Annotated in this window: 16 protein-coding genes; 11 read left to right on the top strand and 5 right to left on the bottom strand. The window is 73.4% G+C overall.

Going from position 1 to position 14,728, the window contains the following annotated elements; all coding sequences use genetic code 11:
* Positions 1 to 138: 138 nt before the first annotated feature.
* Entirely contained in the window at positions 139 to 771 is a 633-nt protein-coding gene (locus ABT084_RS06820; RefSeq protein ID WP_351038805.1) for a TIGR03085 family metal-binding protein, read from the bottom strand.
* Positions 772 to 854: 83 nt separating this feature from the next.
* Here ABT084_RS06820 and hisI point away from each other — a divergent pair, with 83 nt between their 5' ends.
* From hisI to lgt, 11 genes are all read left to right on the top strand, one after another.
* Positions 855 to 1,223, top strand: a complete 369-nt coding sequence (gene hisI / locus ABT084_RS06815) for a phosphoribosyl-AMP cyclohydrolase (RefSeq protein ID WP_351038803.1) — start codon at positions 855 to 857, stop codon at positions 1,221 to 1,223.
* A 15-nt stretch (positions 1,224 to 1,238) separates the two neighbouring features.
* Positions 1,239 to 2,729: an anthranilate synthase component I gene (locus ABT084_RS06810; RefSeq protein WP_351038801.1), complete on the top strand. Its 1,491-nt coding sequence runs from the start codon at positions 1,239 to 1,241 to the stop codon at positions 2,727 to 2,729.
* Between the two features lie 14 nt (positions 2,730 to 2,743).
* Positions 2,744 to 3,415 (top strand): TIGR02234 family membrane protein, encoded by a 672-nt coding sequence (locus ABT084_RS06805; RefSeq protein ID WP_351038799.1) that lies wholly within the window; start codon positions 2,744 to 2,746, stop codon positions 3,413 to 3,415.
* Between the two features lie 112 nt (positions 3,416 to 3,527).
* Positions 3,528 to 3,776 (top strand): HGxxPAAW family protein, encoded by a 249-nt coding sequence (locus tag ABT084_RS06800; protein ID WP_351038797.1) that lies wholly within the window; start codon positions 3,528 to 3,530, stop codon positions 3,774 to 3,776.
* A 52-nt stretch (positions 3,777 to 3,828) separates the two neighbouring features.
* Positions 3,829 to 4,317 (top strand): DUF2752 domain-containing protein, encoded by a 489-nt coding sequence (locus tag ABT084_RS06795; protein ID WP_351038795.1) that lies wholly within the window; start codon positions 3,829 to 3,831, stop codon positions 4,315 to 4,317.
* A gap of 149 nt (positions 4,318 to 4,466) precedes the next feature.
* Positions 4,467 to 5,276 (top strand): indole-3-glycerol phosphate synthase TrpC, encoded by an 810-nt coding sequence (gene trpC, locus ABT084_RS06790; protein WP_351038793.1) that lies wholly within the window; start codon positions 4,467 to 4,469, stop codon positions 5,274 to 5,276.
* A gap of 10 nt (positions 5,277 to 5,286) precedes the next feature.
* Positions 5,287 to 5,496, top strand: coding sequence for a tryptophan biosynthesis modulator TrpM (trpM, locus tag ABT084_RS37955; RefSeq protein WP_502968855.1), 210 nt, complete (start codon positions 5,287 to 5,289; stop codon positions 5,494 to 5,496).
* A 123-nt stretch (positions 5,497 to 5,619) separates the two neighbouring features.
* Positions 5,620 to 6,867: a tryptophan synthase subunit beta gene (gene trpB, locus ABT084_RS06785; protein ID WP_351038791.1), complete on the top strand. Its 1,248-nt coding sequence runs from the start codon at positions 5,620 to 5,622 to the stop codon at positions 6,865 to 6,867.
* Entirely contained in the window at positions 6,864 to 7,694 is an 831-nt protein-coding gene (gene trpA, locus ABT084_RS06780; RefSeq protein ID WP_351038789.1) for a tryptophan synthase subunit alpha, read from the top strand. The genes trpB and trpA overlap by 4 nt, the downstream gene beginning before the upstream one ends.
* 96 nt (positions 7,695 to 7,790) lie before the next feature.
* Entirely contained in the window at positions 7,791 to 8,720 is a 930-nt protein-coding gene (locus ABT084_RS06775; RefSeq protein ID WP_351038787.1) for a DsbA family protein, read from the top strand.
* Positions 8,721 to 8,953: 233 nt separating this feature from the next.
* Positions 8,954 to 9,994: a prolipoprotein diacylglyceryl transferase gene (gene lgt, locus ABT084_RS06770; RefSeq protein WP_351038785.1), complete on the top strand. Its 1,041-nt coding sequence runs from the start codon at positions 8,954 to 8,956 to the stop codon at positions 9,992 to 9,994.
* A 78-nt stretch (positions 9,995 to 10,072) separates the two neighbouring features.
* On the opposite strand, the gene ABT084_RS06765 is transcribed toward lgt, so the two are convergent.
* The 4 genes from ABT084_RS06765 to ABT084_RS06750 form a co-directional block, all read right to left on the bottom strand.
* Positions 10,073 to 10,894, bottom strand: coding sequence for an HpcH/HpaI aldolase/citrate lyase family protein (locus ABT084_RS06765; protein WP_351038783.1), 822 nt, complete (start codon positions 10,892 to 10,894; stop codon positions 10,073 to 10,075).
* Positions 10,891 to 12,057 carry a CaiB/BaiF CoA transferase family protein gene (locus tag ABT084_RS06760; RefSeq protein WP_351038910.1) on the bottom strand — a complete coding sequence of 389 codons (1,167 nt, stop codon included), beginning with the start codon at positions 12,055 to 12,057 and terminating at the stop codon, positions 10,891 to 10,893. Before ABT084_RS06760 ends, ABT084_RS06765 begins: the two co-directional genes overlap by 4 nt.
* Positions 12,058 to 12,251: 194 nt before the next feature.
* Positions 12,252 to 13,157, bottom strand: coding sequence for a ribokinase (rbsK, locus tag ABT084_RS06755; protein ID WP_351038781.1), 906 nt, complete (start codon positions 13,155 to 13,157; stop codon positions 12,252 to 12,254).
* Positions 13,154 to 14,677 carry an ADP-ribosylglycohydrolase family protein gene (locus ABT084_RS06750; protein WP_351038780.1) on the bottom strand — a complete coding sequence of 508 codons (1,524 nt, stop codon included), beginning with the start codon at positions 14,675 to 14,677 and terminating at the stop codon, positions 13,154 to 13,156. The genes rbsK and ABT084_RS06750 overlap by 4 nt, the downstream gene beginning before the upstream one ends.
* Positions 14,678 to 14,728 lie beyond the last annotated feature (51 nt).

The following is a 14,728-nucleotide window of genomic DNA, read 5'->3' as shown; positions in this document are numbered from 1 at the left end:
AAGGGTGCGGCGCTGCCTGCCCTCCGGGGGCGCCTCAAACGCCGGCGGGGCTGGGTTTTGCCGGCGGCCCCGGCCCGGCAAAGTTCAGCCTGCCCGGCGTTTGAGGGCCCGCCGGAGGCGTGGTCGGCGCGGGCGGGGTCAGAGGCCCAGGCGGGCCGTGGTCAGGGTGGCCACGGCGTCCTTCTCGCCGGACAGGTCGACGCGCGCGGCATCCTGGCGGCCGAAGCAGAACAGGGTCAGCTCACCCGGCTCCCCCGTCACCGTGACCACCGGCGTGCCCTTGTGCGCCACCGCCGTCTGCCCGTTGCGCCGCCGCAGCACCAGACCCACCGGCGCCCGCCGCCCCGCCAGGCGGGCCAGCTTCTCCAGGCGCGACCACAGCGCGTCCGAGAACACCGGGTCCAGCTCACGCGGCGTCCAGTCCGGCTGCGCCCGCCGCACGTCCTCCGCATGGACGTAGAACTCCACGGCGTTCGCCGCCTCATCGATCTGCTTCAGCGAGTACACCGACATCCTCGGCGGCCCGGTCCTGATCAGCTGGATCAGTTCCTCGTACGGCTTGGCCGCGTACTCGGCCATCGCCTTGTCCAGCCGCGCCTTCAGCACGTTCAGCAGGATCCCGCCCGCCGCGTCCGGCCGACGCTCCCGCACCACCACGTGCGCCGCCAGCTCCCGCGTCAGCCAGCCGTCGCACAACGTCGGTGCCTGGGGTCCGGCCGACTCCAACAGGTCCGCCAGCAGCAGTCGTTCACGCTTCGCATGGGTAGACATGCCAGCCAGCCTACGGCCGGAACCCGCCCCACGCTGCTCATCAGGCGGACAGTCCCCCTTGATCCCCCTTCCCGCCCGGCACAATGGCTCACATGAGTACGTCCTCCCTCGACCCCGCCATCGCCGCCCGCCTCAAGCGCTCCGCGGACGGTCTGGTGCCCGCCATCGCCCAGCAGTACGACACCGGTGAGGTGCTCATGCTCGGCTGGATGGACGACGAGGCCCTGCACCGCACGCTGACCACCGGCCGCTGCACGTACTGGTCCCGCAGCCGCCAGGAGTACTGGGTCAAGGGGGACACTTCCGGCCACTTCCAGCACGTGAAGTCCGTCGCCCTCGACTGCGACGCCGACACCGTGCTCGTCCGGGTCGACCAGGTCGGCGCGGCCTGCCACACCGGCGACCGCACCTGCTTCGACGCCGATGTCCTCCTCACCGCCGAAGCCGAATAGGTAAGGTCCCACGCCATGGATCTTGAGACGTTCCGCAAGCTCGCGAGCGACCGCCGCGTCATTCCCGTCAGCCGCCGACTCCTCGCCGACGGGGACACCCCGGTCGGCCTCTACCGCAAGCTGGCCGCCGAACGCCCGGGCACCTTCCTGCTGGAATCGGCCGAGAACGGCCGCTCCTGGTCCCGGTACTCCTTCGTCGGCGTCCGCAGCGACGCGACCCTGACGGTCCGGGACGGCCAGGCGCACTGGATCGGCACCCCGCCCGTCGGCGTGCCCACCAGCGGCGACCCCCTCGACGCGCTGCGCGCCACCGTCGAGGCCCTGCACACCCCCCGCGACCTGTCGGGCGGCCTGCCGCCCTTCACCGGCGGCATGGTCGGCTACCTCGGCTACGACATCGTCCGCCGCCTGGAGCGGATCGGCGAGAGCACCCGCGACGACCTTGAACTCCCCGAGCTGACGATGCTGCTCACCTCGGACATCGCGGTCCTCGACCACTGGGACGGCACGGTCCTGCTGATCGCCAACGCGATCAACCACAACGACCTCGACACGGGTGTCGACGAGGCGTACGCCGACGCGGTCGCCCGGCTCGACGCGATGGAGGCCGACCTCGCCCGCCCGGCGCCGTACGCGCCCGCGCCGCTGCCCGCCTCCGAGCTGCCCGCGTACTCGGCCCTGTGGGGCGGGGAGAAGTACCAGGCGGCCGTCGAGGACATCAAGGAGCGCATCCGCGCGGGCGAGGCCTTCCAGGTCGTGCCCTCGCAGCGGTTCGAGACCCCCTGCACCGCCTCCGCGCTGGACGTCTACCGGGTGCTGCGCGCCACCAACCCGTCCCCGTACATGTACCTCTTCCGCTTCGAGAACGGCTTCGACGTCGTCGGGTCCAGCCCCGAGGCCCTGGTCAAGGTCGAGGACGGGCGGGCCATGGTCCACCCCATCGCCGGCACCCGGCACCGCGGCGCCACCCCGCAGGAGGACCACGACCTCGCCGAGGAACTGCTGGCCGACCCCAAGGAGCGCGCCGAGCACCTCATGCTGGTCGACCTGGGCCGCAACGACCTGGGCCGGGTCTGCGAACCGGGCAGCGTCGAGGTCGTCGACTTCATGAGCATCGAGAAGTACTCGCACGTCATGCACATCGTCTCGACCGTCACCGGCCGGGTCGCCGAGGACCGCACCGCCTTCGACGTGCTGACCGCCTGCTTCCCGGCCGGCACCCTCTCGGGCGCGCCCAAGCCGCGCGCCATGCAGATCATCGAGGAGCTGGAGCCCTCCCGCCGCGGGCTGTACGGCGGCTGCGTCGGCTACCTGGACTTCGCCGGGGACGCCGACACCGCCATCGCCATCCGCACCGCGCTGCTGCGCGACGGCACGGCGTACGTGCAGGCCGGGGCCGGGGTCGTCGCCGATTCCGTGCCCGAGCTGGAGGACGCCGAGTGCCGCAACAAGGCCGCCGCGGTGCTGCGCGCGGTCGGAGCGGCGAACCGGCTCCACTCCGCCTGAAGCGGTAGGGGATAGTGGGGTGCGTGAGCGCCGTACCCGCACCCCGAACCGATCCCGCCGCCGACCCGGAAGCCGATGCGGCCGCCGCGCGCGGCGGCGGCAGCCGTCGCAGTGTCGCCGCGGCCCTGCTGCTCGGCGCGCTCGGCGCCACCGTCGTCCTGCTGGCCTCCGGCCGCACCTGGGCGCGCGGCACCGCCGCGGCGGCCGGGGGCGGCGAGCTGCCGCTGTCGGCCGACGGGCGGGCGGTCACCGGGGTCCCCGCGGCCCTGGCCATCGTGGCGCTCGCGGCCCTGGTCGCGGTGTTCGCCGTACGCGGCCGCGGCCGCCTGCTGGTCTCCGGTCTGCTCGCCCTGAGCGGGCTCGGCGCGATCCTCGCCGCCCTGGCCGGGGCGGGCGACCGCGCGGCCCTGGACGACGCGGCGGCCCGTACGACCGCGGACACCGCGGCCCACGCGGCCGCGCTCACGCATACGGCCTGGCCGTACGTGACGGCGGCGGGCGCCCTGCTCATCCTGGCCGCCGGGCTGCTGGCCCTGCGCTTCGGCCGCGGCTGGCCCGCGATGGGCGGCCGCTACGAGCGCGACGGGACGCCGCGGCCCCGCAAGGCGCCGACGGTGGACCCCGACCGGCCCGAGGACCTGTGGAAGGCGCTGGACCGGGGCGAGGACCCCACGAGCGGGCGCTGAAAGCCTGCTCACCCCCCGGGCGCGAAGGGCATCCGGGGTGCGGGACAATGATGGCAATGACGTCCGGGCGGTCGATAACAGACGCGCCCGGCAGAGCAACGAGGAGCAACTCATGGCGGGCACAGACCACGGACACACCCCGGCCGCCTGGACCGGTGTCATCATCGCCTTCATCGGTTTCTGCATCTCCGGCGCGTTCATGGTGCTGGCGAACCCGATCGGCTTCATCGCCGGACTGGTCGTCGTGGCGCTCGGCGGAGTCGTGGGCATGGCGATGAAGGCGGCGGGCATGGGCGCGCCGAAGCCCGTCCACGAGGACCTCGCCAAGGTCATCGCCGCCGCCAAGGCCGCGAAGGCCTGATGTCCGGAAGCGGATTCGAAAGGCGTGGCCCTGTCGGGCTGCGCCTTTTGTCATGACCGGCCACAATCAGCGGGTGGACGCCTCACGCACCCCCGCCACCCCGGCGCCGGTCGCCCCGCCCGGGTTCCCGCCCGCCGCCCCCACCCGGGCCCGGCGGCTGGCCGCGCCGGCGCTCACGCTCGCCGTGGCTGCCTCGGCCCTGGGGTACGTCGCCACCGTGGACCCGTACGAACCCGGCCACTACCCGGTCTGCCCGCTGTTCCGGCTGACCGGGATCCTGTGCCCCGGCTGCGGCGGCCTGCGCAGCGCCCACGCGTTCGCCCACGGCGATCTGCTCACTGCTCTCGGCGCAAATGCCATGGCGGTGACCGGGTACTTCGTCTTCGCGGGATTCATGATCCTGTGGCTGATTCGCGCCTACCGCGGCGGGCCGACCCCGCGTCTGGCCCTCAAGCCGCTGTACTGGTGGGGGCTCGGGACCGCGGCACTGATTTTCGCCGTTGTCCGGAACCTGCCCTTCGGGTCGGCGCTGGCTCCCTGAGGCCCGTACGGCGCCCGTTTGAAGATCAGATTCCGAATGTCCAGTCCCTGGGACGTCTTCGGCCGTGTGCAGAGGTCAAGGCCTCCTGCGGATACCATTTGATTGCTGACCTTGAACCAAGTCGACCGACCCGGAAGGGGGCCGCTCGCGTGAGTGTGCTCGACGAGATCATCGAAGGGGTCCGCGCCGACCTTGCCGAACGGCAGTCGCGCGTCAGCCTCGACGAGCTCAAGGAGCGTGCCGCCAAGGCGCCCCAGGCCAAGGACGGCGTCGCCGCCCTTCGTGGCGAGGGCGTCAAGGTGATCTGCGAGGTGAAGCGCTCCAGCCCGTCCAAGGGTGCGCTCGCCGCGATCGCGGACCCGGCCGGCCTGGCCGCCGATTACGAGGCGGGCGGCGCCGCCGTCATCTCCGTCCTGACCGAGGAGCGCCGCTTCGGCGGTTCGCTCGCGGACCTGGAAGCCGTCCGCGCACGGGTGGACGTTCCCATCCTGCGCAAGGACTTCATCGTCACCGCGTACCAGCTGTGGGAGGCCCGCGCCTACGGCGCCGACCTCGTGCTGCTGATCGTCGCGGCCCTGGACCAGGAGGCCCTGGTCTCCCTCATCGAGCGGGCCGAGTCCATCGGTCTCACCCCGCTCGTCGAGGTCCACGACGAGGAGGAAGCCGAGCGCGCGGTCGCCGCCGGCGCCAAGATCATCGGCGTCAACGCGCGAAACCTCAAGGACCTCAAGGTGGACCGCTCGACCTTCGAGCGGGTCGTCCCCGAGATCCCGGCCCACATCGTGAAGGTCGCCGAGTCCGGCATCCGCGGACCGCACGACCTCATCGCCTACGCGAACGAGGGCGCCGACGCCGTCCTCGTGGGCGAATCCCTCGTCACCGGCCGTGACCCGAAGGCCGCCGTGGCCGACCTGGTCGCCGCCGGCGCCCACCCCGCCCTGCGTCACGGGCGGAGCTGACCCCGCCGTGATCCCGTCCGCCCGTGCCGTCCGCACCCGCCCAGGCCTTCCCGGCCTGGCCGGCGTGCCGTCGGCCCACGCGCCCCTGGCGCGCGGCTGCCGCCCCCGCGGCTGCCGCGCCCCTGCCCGGCGCGTGCGCGGGCGGCGGGTCCGGTACGTGATCGGGGCCGAGCCCGGCCAGGTCAACGGCATGCGATGGCGTCGCGGAGCCGCGTCCTAGCCGTCCCACGCCCCGATCCGGACTCCCCGCCGCCTGTCACGGCCGCGCTGGAGCCGGACGCCCGCGTGGGGCCTCCGGCGCAATACGGTCATCCATCCCGATTGCTTCCGTAGGAGTACTGGCATGCCGTCCAGTGAGTTCTTCGTTCCGGACCCCGAGGGTTCCGTCCCCAACGCCGAGGGATATTTCGGTGATTTCGGTGGCAAGTTCATTCCCGAGGCGTTGGTCGCCGCGGTGGATGAGGTCGCTGCCGAGTATGAGAAGGCGAAGGTCGACCCGGCGTTCGCGGCGGAGCTGAACGACCTGCTGGTGAATTACACGGGTCGTCCCAGTGCGCTGACGGAGGTGCCGCGGTTCGCGGAGCACGCGGGCGGGGCGACGGTGTATCTCAAGCGTGAGGATCTGAACCACACGGGTTCGCACAAGATCAACAATGTGCTGGGTCAGGCGTTGCTGACCAAGCGCATGGGCAAGACGCGGGTGATCGCGGAGACGGGTGCGGGTCAGCACGGTGTGGCGACGGCGACGGCGTGTGCGTTGTTCGGCCTGGAGTGCACGGTCTACATGGGTGAGATCGACACCGAGCGGCAGGCGCTGAATGTGGCGCGGATGCGGATGCTGGGTGCCGAGGTCATCGCGGTGAAGTCGGGTTCGCGGACGTTGAAGGACGCGATCAATGAGGCGTTCCGTGACTGGGTCGCGAACGTCGACCGTACGCATTACCTGTTCGGTACGGTCGCGGGTCCGCATCCGTTCCCGGCGATGGTGCGTGACTTCCACCGGGTGATCGGTGTGGAGGCCCGCCGCCAGATCCTGGAGCGCGCGGGGCGTCTGCCGGACGCGGTGGCGGCGTGTGTGGGTGGCGGTTCGAACGCGATCGGCTTGTTCCACGCGTTCATCCCGGATGCGGGGGTGCGTCTGGTGGGCTTCGAGCCGGCGGGGCATGGCATCGAGACGGGTGAGCACGCGGCGACGCTGAGCGCGGGTGAGCCGGGGATCCTGCACGGTTCCCGCTCCTACGTCCTCCAGGACGAGGAGGGTCAGATCACCGAGCCGTATTCGATCTCGGCGGGTCTGGATTACCCGGGTATCGGTCCGGAGCACGCGTTCTTGAAGGATTCGGGCCGGGGCGAGTACCGGGCGGTGACCGACGACCAGGCGATGCAGGCTCTGCGGCTCCTGTCGCGCACGGAGGGCATCATCCCGGCGATCGAGTCGGCGCACGCCCTGGCGGGTGCGCTGGAGCTGGGCAAGGAGCTGGGCAAGGACGGTCTGATCATCGTCAATCTGTCCGGTCGCGGTGACAAGGACATGGACACGGCGGCCCGCTACTTCGGCCTCTACGACGGCACCGAGGGGGAGAGCAAGTGAGCACCACGACTGCGGGTCAGGGCAACATCGGGCTGCTGAGCGAGACCCTCGCGAAGGCGAAGGCGGAAGACCGGGCGGCGCTCGTCGCCTACCTCCCGGCGGGTTTCCCGACGGTGGACGGCGGGATCGAGGCGGTCAAGGCCGTCATCGCGGGCGGTGCGGACGTGGTCGAGGTCGGGCTGCCGCACAGTGACCCGGTCCTGGACGGGCCGGTGATCCAGACCGCCGATGACATCGCCCTGCGCGGCGGTGTGAAGATCGCCGACGTCCTGCGCACGGTCCGGGAGGCGCACGAGGCGACCGGCGCGCCGGTGCTGGTCATGACGTACTGGAATCCGATCGACCGGTACGGCGTGGAGCGGTTCACGGCCGAGCTGGCGGCGGCGGGCGGCGCGGGCTGCATCCTGCCGGACCTGCCGGTGCAGGAGTCGGCGCTGTGGCGTGAGCACGCCGACAAGCACGGTCTGGCGACCGTGTTCGTCGTCGCTCCCTCGAGCAAGGACGAGCGGCTCGCCACGATCACGGCGGCCGGTTCCGGCTTCGTGTACGCCGCCTCGCTGATGGGCGTCACCGGGACCCGGGTCTCGGTCGGTGAGCAGGCCCAGGACCTGGTGGCCCGTACCCGCAAGACCACCGACCTCCCGGTCTGTGTCGGGCTGGGCGTCTCCAACGCCGCGCAGGCCAAGGAAGTCGCGGTCTTCGCGGACGGCGTGATCGTCGGCTCGGCCTTCGTCAAGCTCCTCCTGGACGCCCCGGACCTGCCGGCCGGCCTGGAGGCCGTCCGCGCGCTGGCGGCCGAGCTTGCGGCAGGCGTACGCCGGAGCTGACGCACGACTGTTCCCGGGCGGGGGTTCTGTAGCCCGTTCGAGTGGAAGTGGGAGCGGGGAGGCACGAGAGTGCCTCCCCGCTTCGTTTGGCGGGACGTGAGCGACAAGAACGACGGTGTGAACCGCGATGCGAAACGAACCGCCCGCGAGCGACTCCTGGTGGAGCGCGAGCGGCAGAAGACCAAGGACAAGCGCCGACGGACCATGGTGGTGTCCGCCGCGGTCGTCGGCGTGCTCGGCCTCGCGGCCGTCGTCGGTCTGCTCGCGGCCAATGCCGGCAAGAGCGGTTCGGCCAAGGACAAGGCCGGCCCGGTCGTGGCCCCGTCGGGCGCGACGGGTAAGGACGCCCTCGCGATCCAGACCGGCAAGGACTCCGCCAAGTCGACCCTGACCGTCTGGGAGGACTTCCGCTGCCCGGCGTGCAAGGCCTTCGAGGACTCCTACCGCGCCACGGTCCACGACCTGGTGGCGAAGGGGCAGCTCAAGGTCGAGTACCACCTCGTCACCCTGATCGACGGCAACATGGGCGGCAGCGGCTCCCAGAAGGGCGCCAATGCGGCGGCCTGCGCCCAGGACGCGGGGAAGTTCCCCGCGTACCACGACGTCCTCTTCGAGAACCAGCCGAAGGAAGTCGACGACGCCTACGGCAAGAACGCCAGGCTGATCGAGCTGGCGGGCAAGGTGGACGGCCTCGACACCCCCGCCTTCCGCCAGTGCGTCGAGAACGGGACCCACAACAGCTGGGTCGCCAAGTCGCATGCGGCGTTCAAGGCGGAGAAATTCCGCGGGACACCCACGATCCTGCTCGACGGCAAGGACATCTTCGCCGACCAGGCCAATCCGCTCACCCCGGAGAAGCTCAAGGCGAAGGTCACCGCGGCCGCCGGGGCGGGCGCCCCGGCGGAGCCGTCCGACGGGGCCTCGGCGGAGGCTTCGCCAGGCGTCTCGGCGCGGCCCTCGGCGGGGGCGTCAGCGGGGGCGTCGGCGCGACCCTCGGCGCGGAATTCGGCGGGTGCCAAGGGGTGAGCCGGCGGGTCGGCAGCGCGGGCTGACTTCGGGGGCGGCCGAGGGGGTCGCCCCCCGGGGCCGGCCCGGGGGCTGGTCCCGGGGCCGGCCCGGGGGCTGGTCCTGTGGCCGACCGTGCGGGCCATGGCTTCCGGGGTCCGTGCCCGCCGGATGATCGGCAGGTGTCGATTTGACGGCAGCTTGCCGGGCGGGTTGCGGTGCCCACCGCCCGGCAAGGTAGCGTCTGGGTTGCCATGGAACTTGCCTACATCCCAAGCCCGTCGACCGGTGTCGTCCATCTCGGACCGATTCCGCTGCGCGGCTACGCGTTCTGCATCATCATCGGCGTCTTCGTCGCCGTCTGGCTCGGCAACAAGCGCTGGGTAGCGCGCGGCGGCCAGCCCGGCACGGTGGCGGACATCGCCGTGTGGGCGGTTCCGTTCGGCCTGGTCGGCGGACGCCTCTACCACGTGATCACCGACTACCAGCTCTACTTCGGCGAGGGCCGCAACTGGGTCGACGCCTTCAAGATCTGGGAAGGCGGCCTCGGCATCTGGGGTGCGATCGCGCTGGGCGCGGTCGGTGCCTGGATCGGCTGCCGCCTGCGCGGCATCCCGCTGCCGGCCTGGGCGGACGCGCTGGCGCCCGGTATCGCGGTGGCCCAGGCCTTCGGCCGCTGGGGCAACTGGTTCAACCAGGAGCTGTACGGCCGCGCCACCGACCTGCCGTGGGCGCTGAAGATCAGCGACGGCCCGAACCGGGTCGCGGGCACCTACCACCCGACTTTCCTGTACGAGTCGCTGTGGTGCCTCGGTGTCGCCGCCCTGGTGATCTGGGCCGACCGCCGCTTCACGCTGGGACACGGCCGGGCCTTCGCGCTCTACGTCGCCGCGTACTGCGTGGGCCGCAGCTGGATCGAGTACATGCGGGTCGACGAGGCGCACCACGTGCTGGGCCTGCGGCTCAACGTGTGGACGGCCATCGTGGTCTTCATCGCCGCCGTGACCTACCTGATCCTGTCGGCGCGGCTGCGCCCGGGCCGCGAGGAGATCGTGGAGCCGGTCCGCACCACCCCTGAGGACAAGGCCGGGCCCGAGGGCAAAGCTGAGATCGAGGCCAAGACGGCGTCCGGGGCCACGACGGCGTCCGCGGGCACGACGGAGCCTGTGGACACGACGGAGCCTGTGGACATGGCGAAGGCCGAGGACAACGCCAAGGCCGAGGACAACGCCAAGGACGACGCCCAGGCCGAGGACAAGGCCGAGGACGCGAAGCCCGGGGTCAAGAAGCTCTGACCCGCTCCTGAGCCACAGGCTCACCCGCGTCACCGTGCTCCGCCGGATCCCGATCCGGCGGAGCACTCGCACGTGGGATCAGGACAGCACCCGGGACTCCCGCCGGGACAGGGCCATGATCTGCTCCGCCCCCGCCAGCACCGCCGGATCCACGAAGCGGCCGTCCGGGAGGGCCTGGGCGCCCGGGGCGCGCCGCGCCGCCACCACGATCTGCTCGGCCGCCTCCACCTCCGCCGCGCAGGGCAGGTAGGCCCGCTCGATCACCGGGAGCTGGCGCGGGTGGATCGCGGCCCGGCCCAGGAACCCGAGCGCCCGGCCCCGGACGCAGGACTCGGCCAGCGCCTCCAGGTCGCGGATGTCCGGGAACACGGACTGCGGCGGGGGCGCCAGCCCGGCCGCCCGGGCCGCCACCACCACCCGGGAGCGCGGCCAGTCGAGTCCCGCGTCCGCGCTCACACCGAGGTCCGCCCGCAGGTCCGACTCGCCGAGGGAGAGCCCGCGCAGGGCGGGGTGGGCGCGGGCGATCTCGTACGCGCGCTCCACGCCCAGCGCCGACTCCAGCAGCGCGTACAGCGCCACCCCGCCGGTCCGGTCCGCGACCGCGCCGATCTGTTCGGGCGCGCTGATCTTGGGCAGCCGCAGCCCCGAGAGGCCGCACAGCCCGGACAGCGCGGTGAGGTCGGCCCCCGCCCAGGGCGTGTCCAGGGCGTTCACCCGGACGAACACCGGCGCCTGCGGCCGGTCCCGGAGCAGCTCCGCCGTCGCCGCGCGGGCGTACTCCTTGCGGGAGACCGGTACGGCGTCCTCCAGATCCACGATCACCGCGTCCGCGCCGGAGCGGAGCGCCTTCGCGACCACCTCCGGGCGGTCCCCGGGTACGTACAGCCAGGTCAGGATCACAGCGCTCCCTCGGTCCGCAGGACGTCGATCTCCGCTCCGGACAAGCCCAGTTCGGCCAGCACCGCCTCGGTGTCCGCGCCGTGCGCGCGGCCCGCCCAGCGGATCGACCCCGGCGTCTCGGAGAGCCGGAAGAGGACGTTCTGCATGCGCAGCGGGCCCAGATCCGGATCGTCCACCTCGGTGAGCGTGTCCAGGGCCGCGTACTGCGGATCGGTCATCACGTCCCGTACGTCGTGGACCGGCGCGACCGCGGCCTGCGCCTCCTCGAAGGCCGCGACCACCTCGTCCGCCTTGTGCCGGGCGATCCAGGAGCCGACCGCCTCGTCCAGCACGGGCGCGTGCGCGGCCCGCCCCGAGCCCGTCGTGAACCACGGCTCCTCGATCAGGTCCGGCCGCCCGACCAGCCGCATCACGCGCTCCGCGATCGACTGGGCCGAGGTGGAGACGGCGAGCCAGCGGCCGTCCGCGCTGCGGTAGGTGTTGCGCGGTGCGTTGTTCGTGGACCGGTTGCCGGTGCGCGGCTGTACGTAGCCGAGCTGGTCGTACCAGAGCGGATGCGGGCCGAGGACGGTCAGGATCGGCTCGATGATGGCCAGGTCCACGACCTGCCCCCGGCCGGTGCGGTCGCGGCCCGCGAGGGCGGCCATCACGGCGTACGCGGTGGTCAGCGCGGCGATGGAGTCCGCGAGCCCGAAGGGCGGCAGGGTCGGCGGTCCGTCGGGCTCCCCGGTCATGGCGGCGAAGCCGCTCATGGCCTCGGCGAGGGTGCCGAAGCCCGGCCGGTGGGCGTACGGGCCGAACTGGCCGAAGCCGGTCACCCGCGTCAGCACCAGCCGGGGGTTCACGGCGGACAGCTCGGGCCAGCCCAGCCCCCACTTCTCCAGGGTGCCGGGACGGAAGTTCTCGATGATCACGTCCGACGCGGCGGCGAGCCGCAGCAGCACTTCCCGGCCGCCGGGCGTGGACAGGTCGAGGGTCATCGTCCGCTTGTTGCGGCCCAGCAGCTTCCACCACAGCCCGATGCCGTCCTTGGCCGGGCCGTGCCCGCGGGAGGGGTCGGGGCGGCGCGGGTGCTCGACCTTGAGCACGTCGGCGCCGAAGTCGCCGAGCAGGGTGGCGGCGAGCGGTCCGGCGAAGAGGGTGGCGAGGTCGAGGACGCGCAGCCCGGCGAGGGGGCCGCCGGTCCTGGCGGGGGCCGCGGGCCGGAGCCTGGACCCGGGGGCGGGTCCGGGCTCGGGAGCGGGTCCGGGCTCGGGCCCGGGCGAGGTCACGTCCACGTCCCTGTCCACGTTCGCGCTGGCGTTCGCGTTCACGTCGGCGTTCGCGTCAGCGTTGGCGTTCGTGCCGGCGTGCGCGTTCACGGCCGGGGTCCGGTGCCCGCGAAGGCGTCCGTCTCGGCGCGCGACGGCATCGAGTCCTGGGCCCCGGCCCGCTGCACGGACAGCGCGGCCGCCGCCGAGGCCCAGGCCAGGGCCGCACGCATGGTGCGTCCCTCGCCGAGCGCCACGGCGAGTGCCCCGACGAAGGTGTCCCCGGCCGCGGTGGTGTCCACGGGCCGGACCCGGGGCGCGGGCACGGTGTACGGCGCCTGCCCGCGCGCCGCGTGCAGCGCCCCGGCCGCGCCGAGCGTGATCACCACCGCGGGTACGTCGTGCAGCAGCGCATCGGCGGCCCGCAGCGGGTCGGTCTGGCCGGTAAGGGCGGCCGCCTCGTGCTCGTTGGGCACCAACAGGTCGGTGGCGGCGAGGAGTTCGGCGGGCAGGGGCTGGGCCGGGGCGGGCGTGAGGATCGTACGCACCCCGTGCGCGCGGGCGGCTCGGGCGCCCGCCAGGACGGCGGGCAGCGGTAGTTCGAGCTGGAGGAGGAGGGAGTCGCAGGCGGCGATCCGGGACTCGTCGCCCGCCTCCAGGCCGGTGACGCGGGCGTTGGCGCCCGGGATCACGATGATCGAGTTGCCGCCCTCGTCGTCCACGGTGATGTGCGCGGTGCCGCTGGCGCCCTCGACGGTGCGCAGCGCGGCCGTCTCGACCCCGGCGGCCGAGAGCGCGGAGCGCAGCCGTACGCCGAACGCGTCCGCGCCGACCGCCCCGATCATCGTCACCTCCCCGCCGCTGCGGGCGGCCGCGACGGCCTGGTTGGCGCCCTTGCCGCCGGGGACGGTGCGGAACTCGCGGCCGGTGACGGTCTCCCCGAGGCGGGGGGCCTTGGGGACGTAGGCGACGAGGTCCATGTTGGTGCTGCCGAGCACGGCGATGGCCGTCATGAGGGTGCTGCCTCCTGTGCGGTGAGGTGGGCGAGGGCGTCGAAACCGATGCCGTCGAAGCCGGGGACGCTGGTCGCGAGCCGGTTCTTGAGGGGGGCGGTCCAGCGGTGCGGGAGCCGGTCGGGGGAGCCGGCGAGGAGACCGGCGAGCGCGCCGGCGGTCGCGCCGTTGGAATCGGTGTCCCAACCGCCGGACACGGCGCGGCAGATGGAGTGGGTGAAGTCGCCGTCGGCGTGGGTGAGGGCCGCGGTGATCAGGGCGGTGTTGGGGACGGCGTGCACCCAGTGGTAGTGGCCGTAGCGGTGGTGCAGCAAGTCGACCACGTCGTCGAAGCGGGGGTGCGCCGCCGCTTCCCGTACGGCGAAGCGGACCGCCTCGGCGAGGCGGGAGCGCGGGGGTACGACGGCCAGTCCGGCGGCGAGGGCGCCGTGCACGTCGGCTCCGCCGGAGGCCGCGGCGGCGGTGGCGGCGGCGATGAACAGGGCGGCGTAGACGCCGTTGCCGGTGTGGGTGAGGGCCGCGTCCCGGTAGGCCTGGGCCGCGGCGGCGGCCGGGTCGCCCGGGTTGGTCCAGCCGTGGACGTCGGCGCGGATGAGGGCGCCGATCCACTCGCGGAACGGGTTGTGGTGGGTGGCCGTCTCGGGGGGCTCCAGGCCGAGCAGCAGATTGCGGTACGCGGCCCGCTCGGCGGTGAAGGTCCGCCCGGCGGGCAGCTCGTCGAGCCAGAGCCGGGCGACGTCGGCGGTGGTGAAGCGTTTGCCGTGGCGCTGGAGCAGGAGCAGGTTGAGCAGGGGGTAGTTGAGGTCGTCGTCCTCGGGGGTGCCGTCGATGTTCTCGGCGAGGGAGGTGGGCGCGGAGCGGCGGTTCCAGGGGTACGCGGCGAGCAGCTCGGCGGGGACGCCCTCGGCGGTGAACCAGTCGTCCAGCGGCCAGTTCCCGGCGGCCCGGGCCAGCGCCCGGATCCCGTCGAGCGGCAGCTTCTCGACGGGCTTCCCGAGCACACACCCCACGGCCCGCCCCAGCCAAGCGGCCTCGAGCCGCGCGAGGCGGGGGTCGGGGGGTGCCTGGGCCGCCTCGGCTGGGGCCGGGGGCTCCGGCGGTGCCGGGGGGTGGGGCCGGGGGGCGGCTGCGGGGTCGGGGGCGCACGCGGCCCGGGGTGCGGGGCTTGGGCCGGGCGCGGCTGCGGGGCGCGGGGCCGTCGTGGGTCCGGGGGCGGGTTCGACAGCGGGGCGGGGTTCGGGGCCGTGGGGGGCCCAGGTGGCGGTGATGGCGGGCCAGGATTCCGGCTCGTTCGCCGACAAGGGGCGGGGGAGGGCGGCCAGTTCGGTCAGGAGGCGGTCGGCGAGGGCGCGGAGGTCCGGCGGGGCGGGGGTGGCGGAGGCTCCGGCCCGGTCGGGGGCCGGGTGTCCGCCCGCCGCCAGCCAGGCGCGCCGCACCGGCTCCGCGGCCGGGCCCCGCCCGTCCTCCTCGGCCTGGCGCAGCTCGTGCCCGACCAGATCCTCGGGCTGCGCCCAGGTCAACCGGACGGACCCGGCCCCGCACGCCGCCGTAGGCCCCGGGGGCGGGGGACA

The sequence above is a fragment of the Streptomyces sp. NPDC002138 genome, from assembly GCF_040296485.1.
GTDB lineage: Bacteria > Actinomycetota > Actinomycetes > Streptomycetales > Streptomycetaceae > Streptomyces.
This window is presented reverse-complemented; position numbering and strand designations above follow the sequence as displayed.

Excerpts from the sequence above, each read along its gene's own strand:
- lgt (WP_351038785.1), top strand. The coding sequence starts at position 8,954 with ATGGAACTTGCCTACATCCCAAGCCCGTCGACCGGTGTCGTCCATCTC.
- rbsK (WP_351038781.1), bottom strand. The coding sequence starts at position 13,157 with ATGACGGCCATCGCCGTGCTCGGCAGCACCAACATGGACCTCGTCGCC.
- trpB (WP_351038791.1), top strand. The coding sequence starts at position 5,620 with ATGCCGTCCAGTGAGTTCTTCGTTCCGGACCCCGAGGGTTCCGTCCCC.
- ABT084_RS06810 (WP_351038801.1), top strand. The coding sequence starts at position 1,239 with ATGGATCTTGAGACGTTCCGCAAGCTCGCGAGCGACCGCCGCGTCATT.
- ABT084_RS06800 (WP_351038797.1), top strand. The coding sequence starts at position 3,528 with ATGGCGGGCACAGACCACGGACACACCCCGGCCGCCTGGACCGGTGTC.
- hisI (WP_351038803.1), top strand. The coding sequence starts at position 855 with ATGGCTCACATGAGTACGTCCTCCCTCGACCCCGCCATCGCCGCCCGC.
- ABT084_RS06820 (WP_351038805.1), bottom strand. The coding sequence starts at position 771 with ATGTCTACCCATGCGAAGCGTGAACGACTGCTGCTGGCGGACCTGTTG.
- ABT084_RS06795 (WP_351038795.1), top strand. The coding sequence starts at position 3,829 with ATGACCGGCCACAATCAGCGGGTGGACGCCTCACGCACCCCCGCCACC.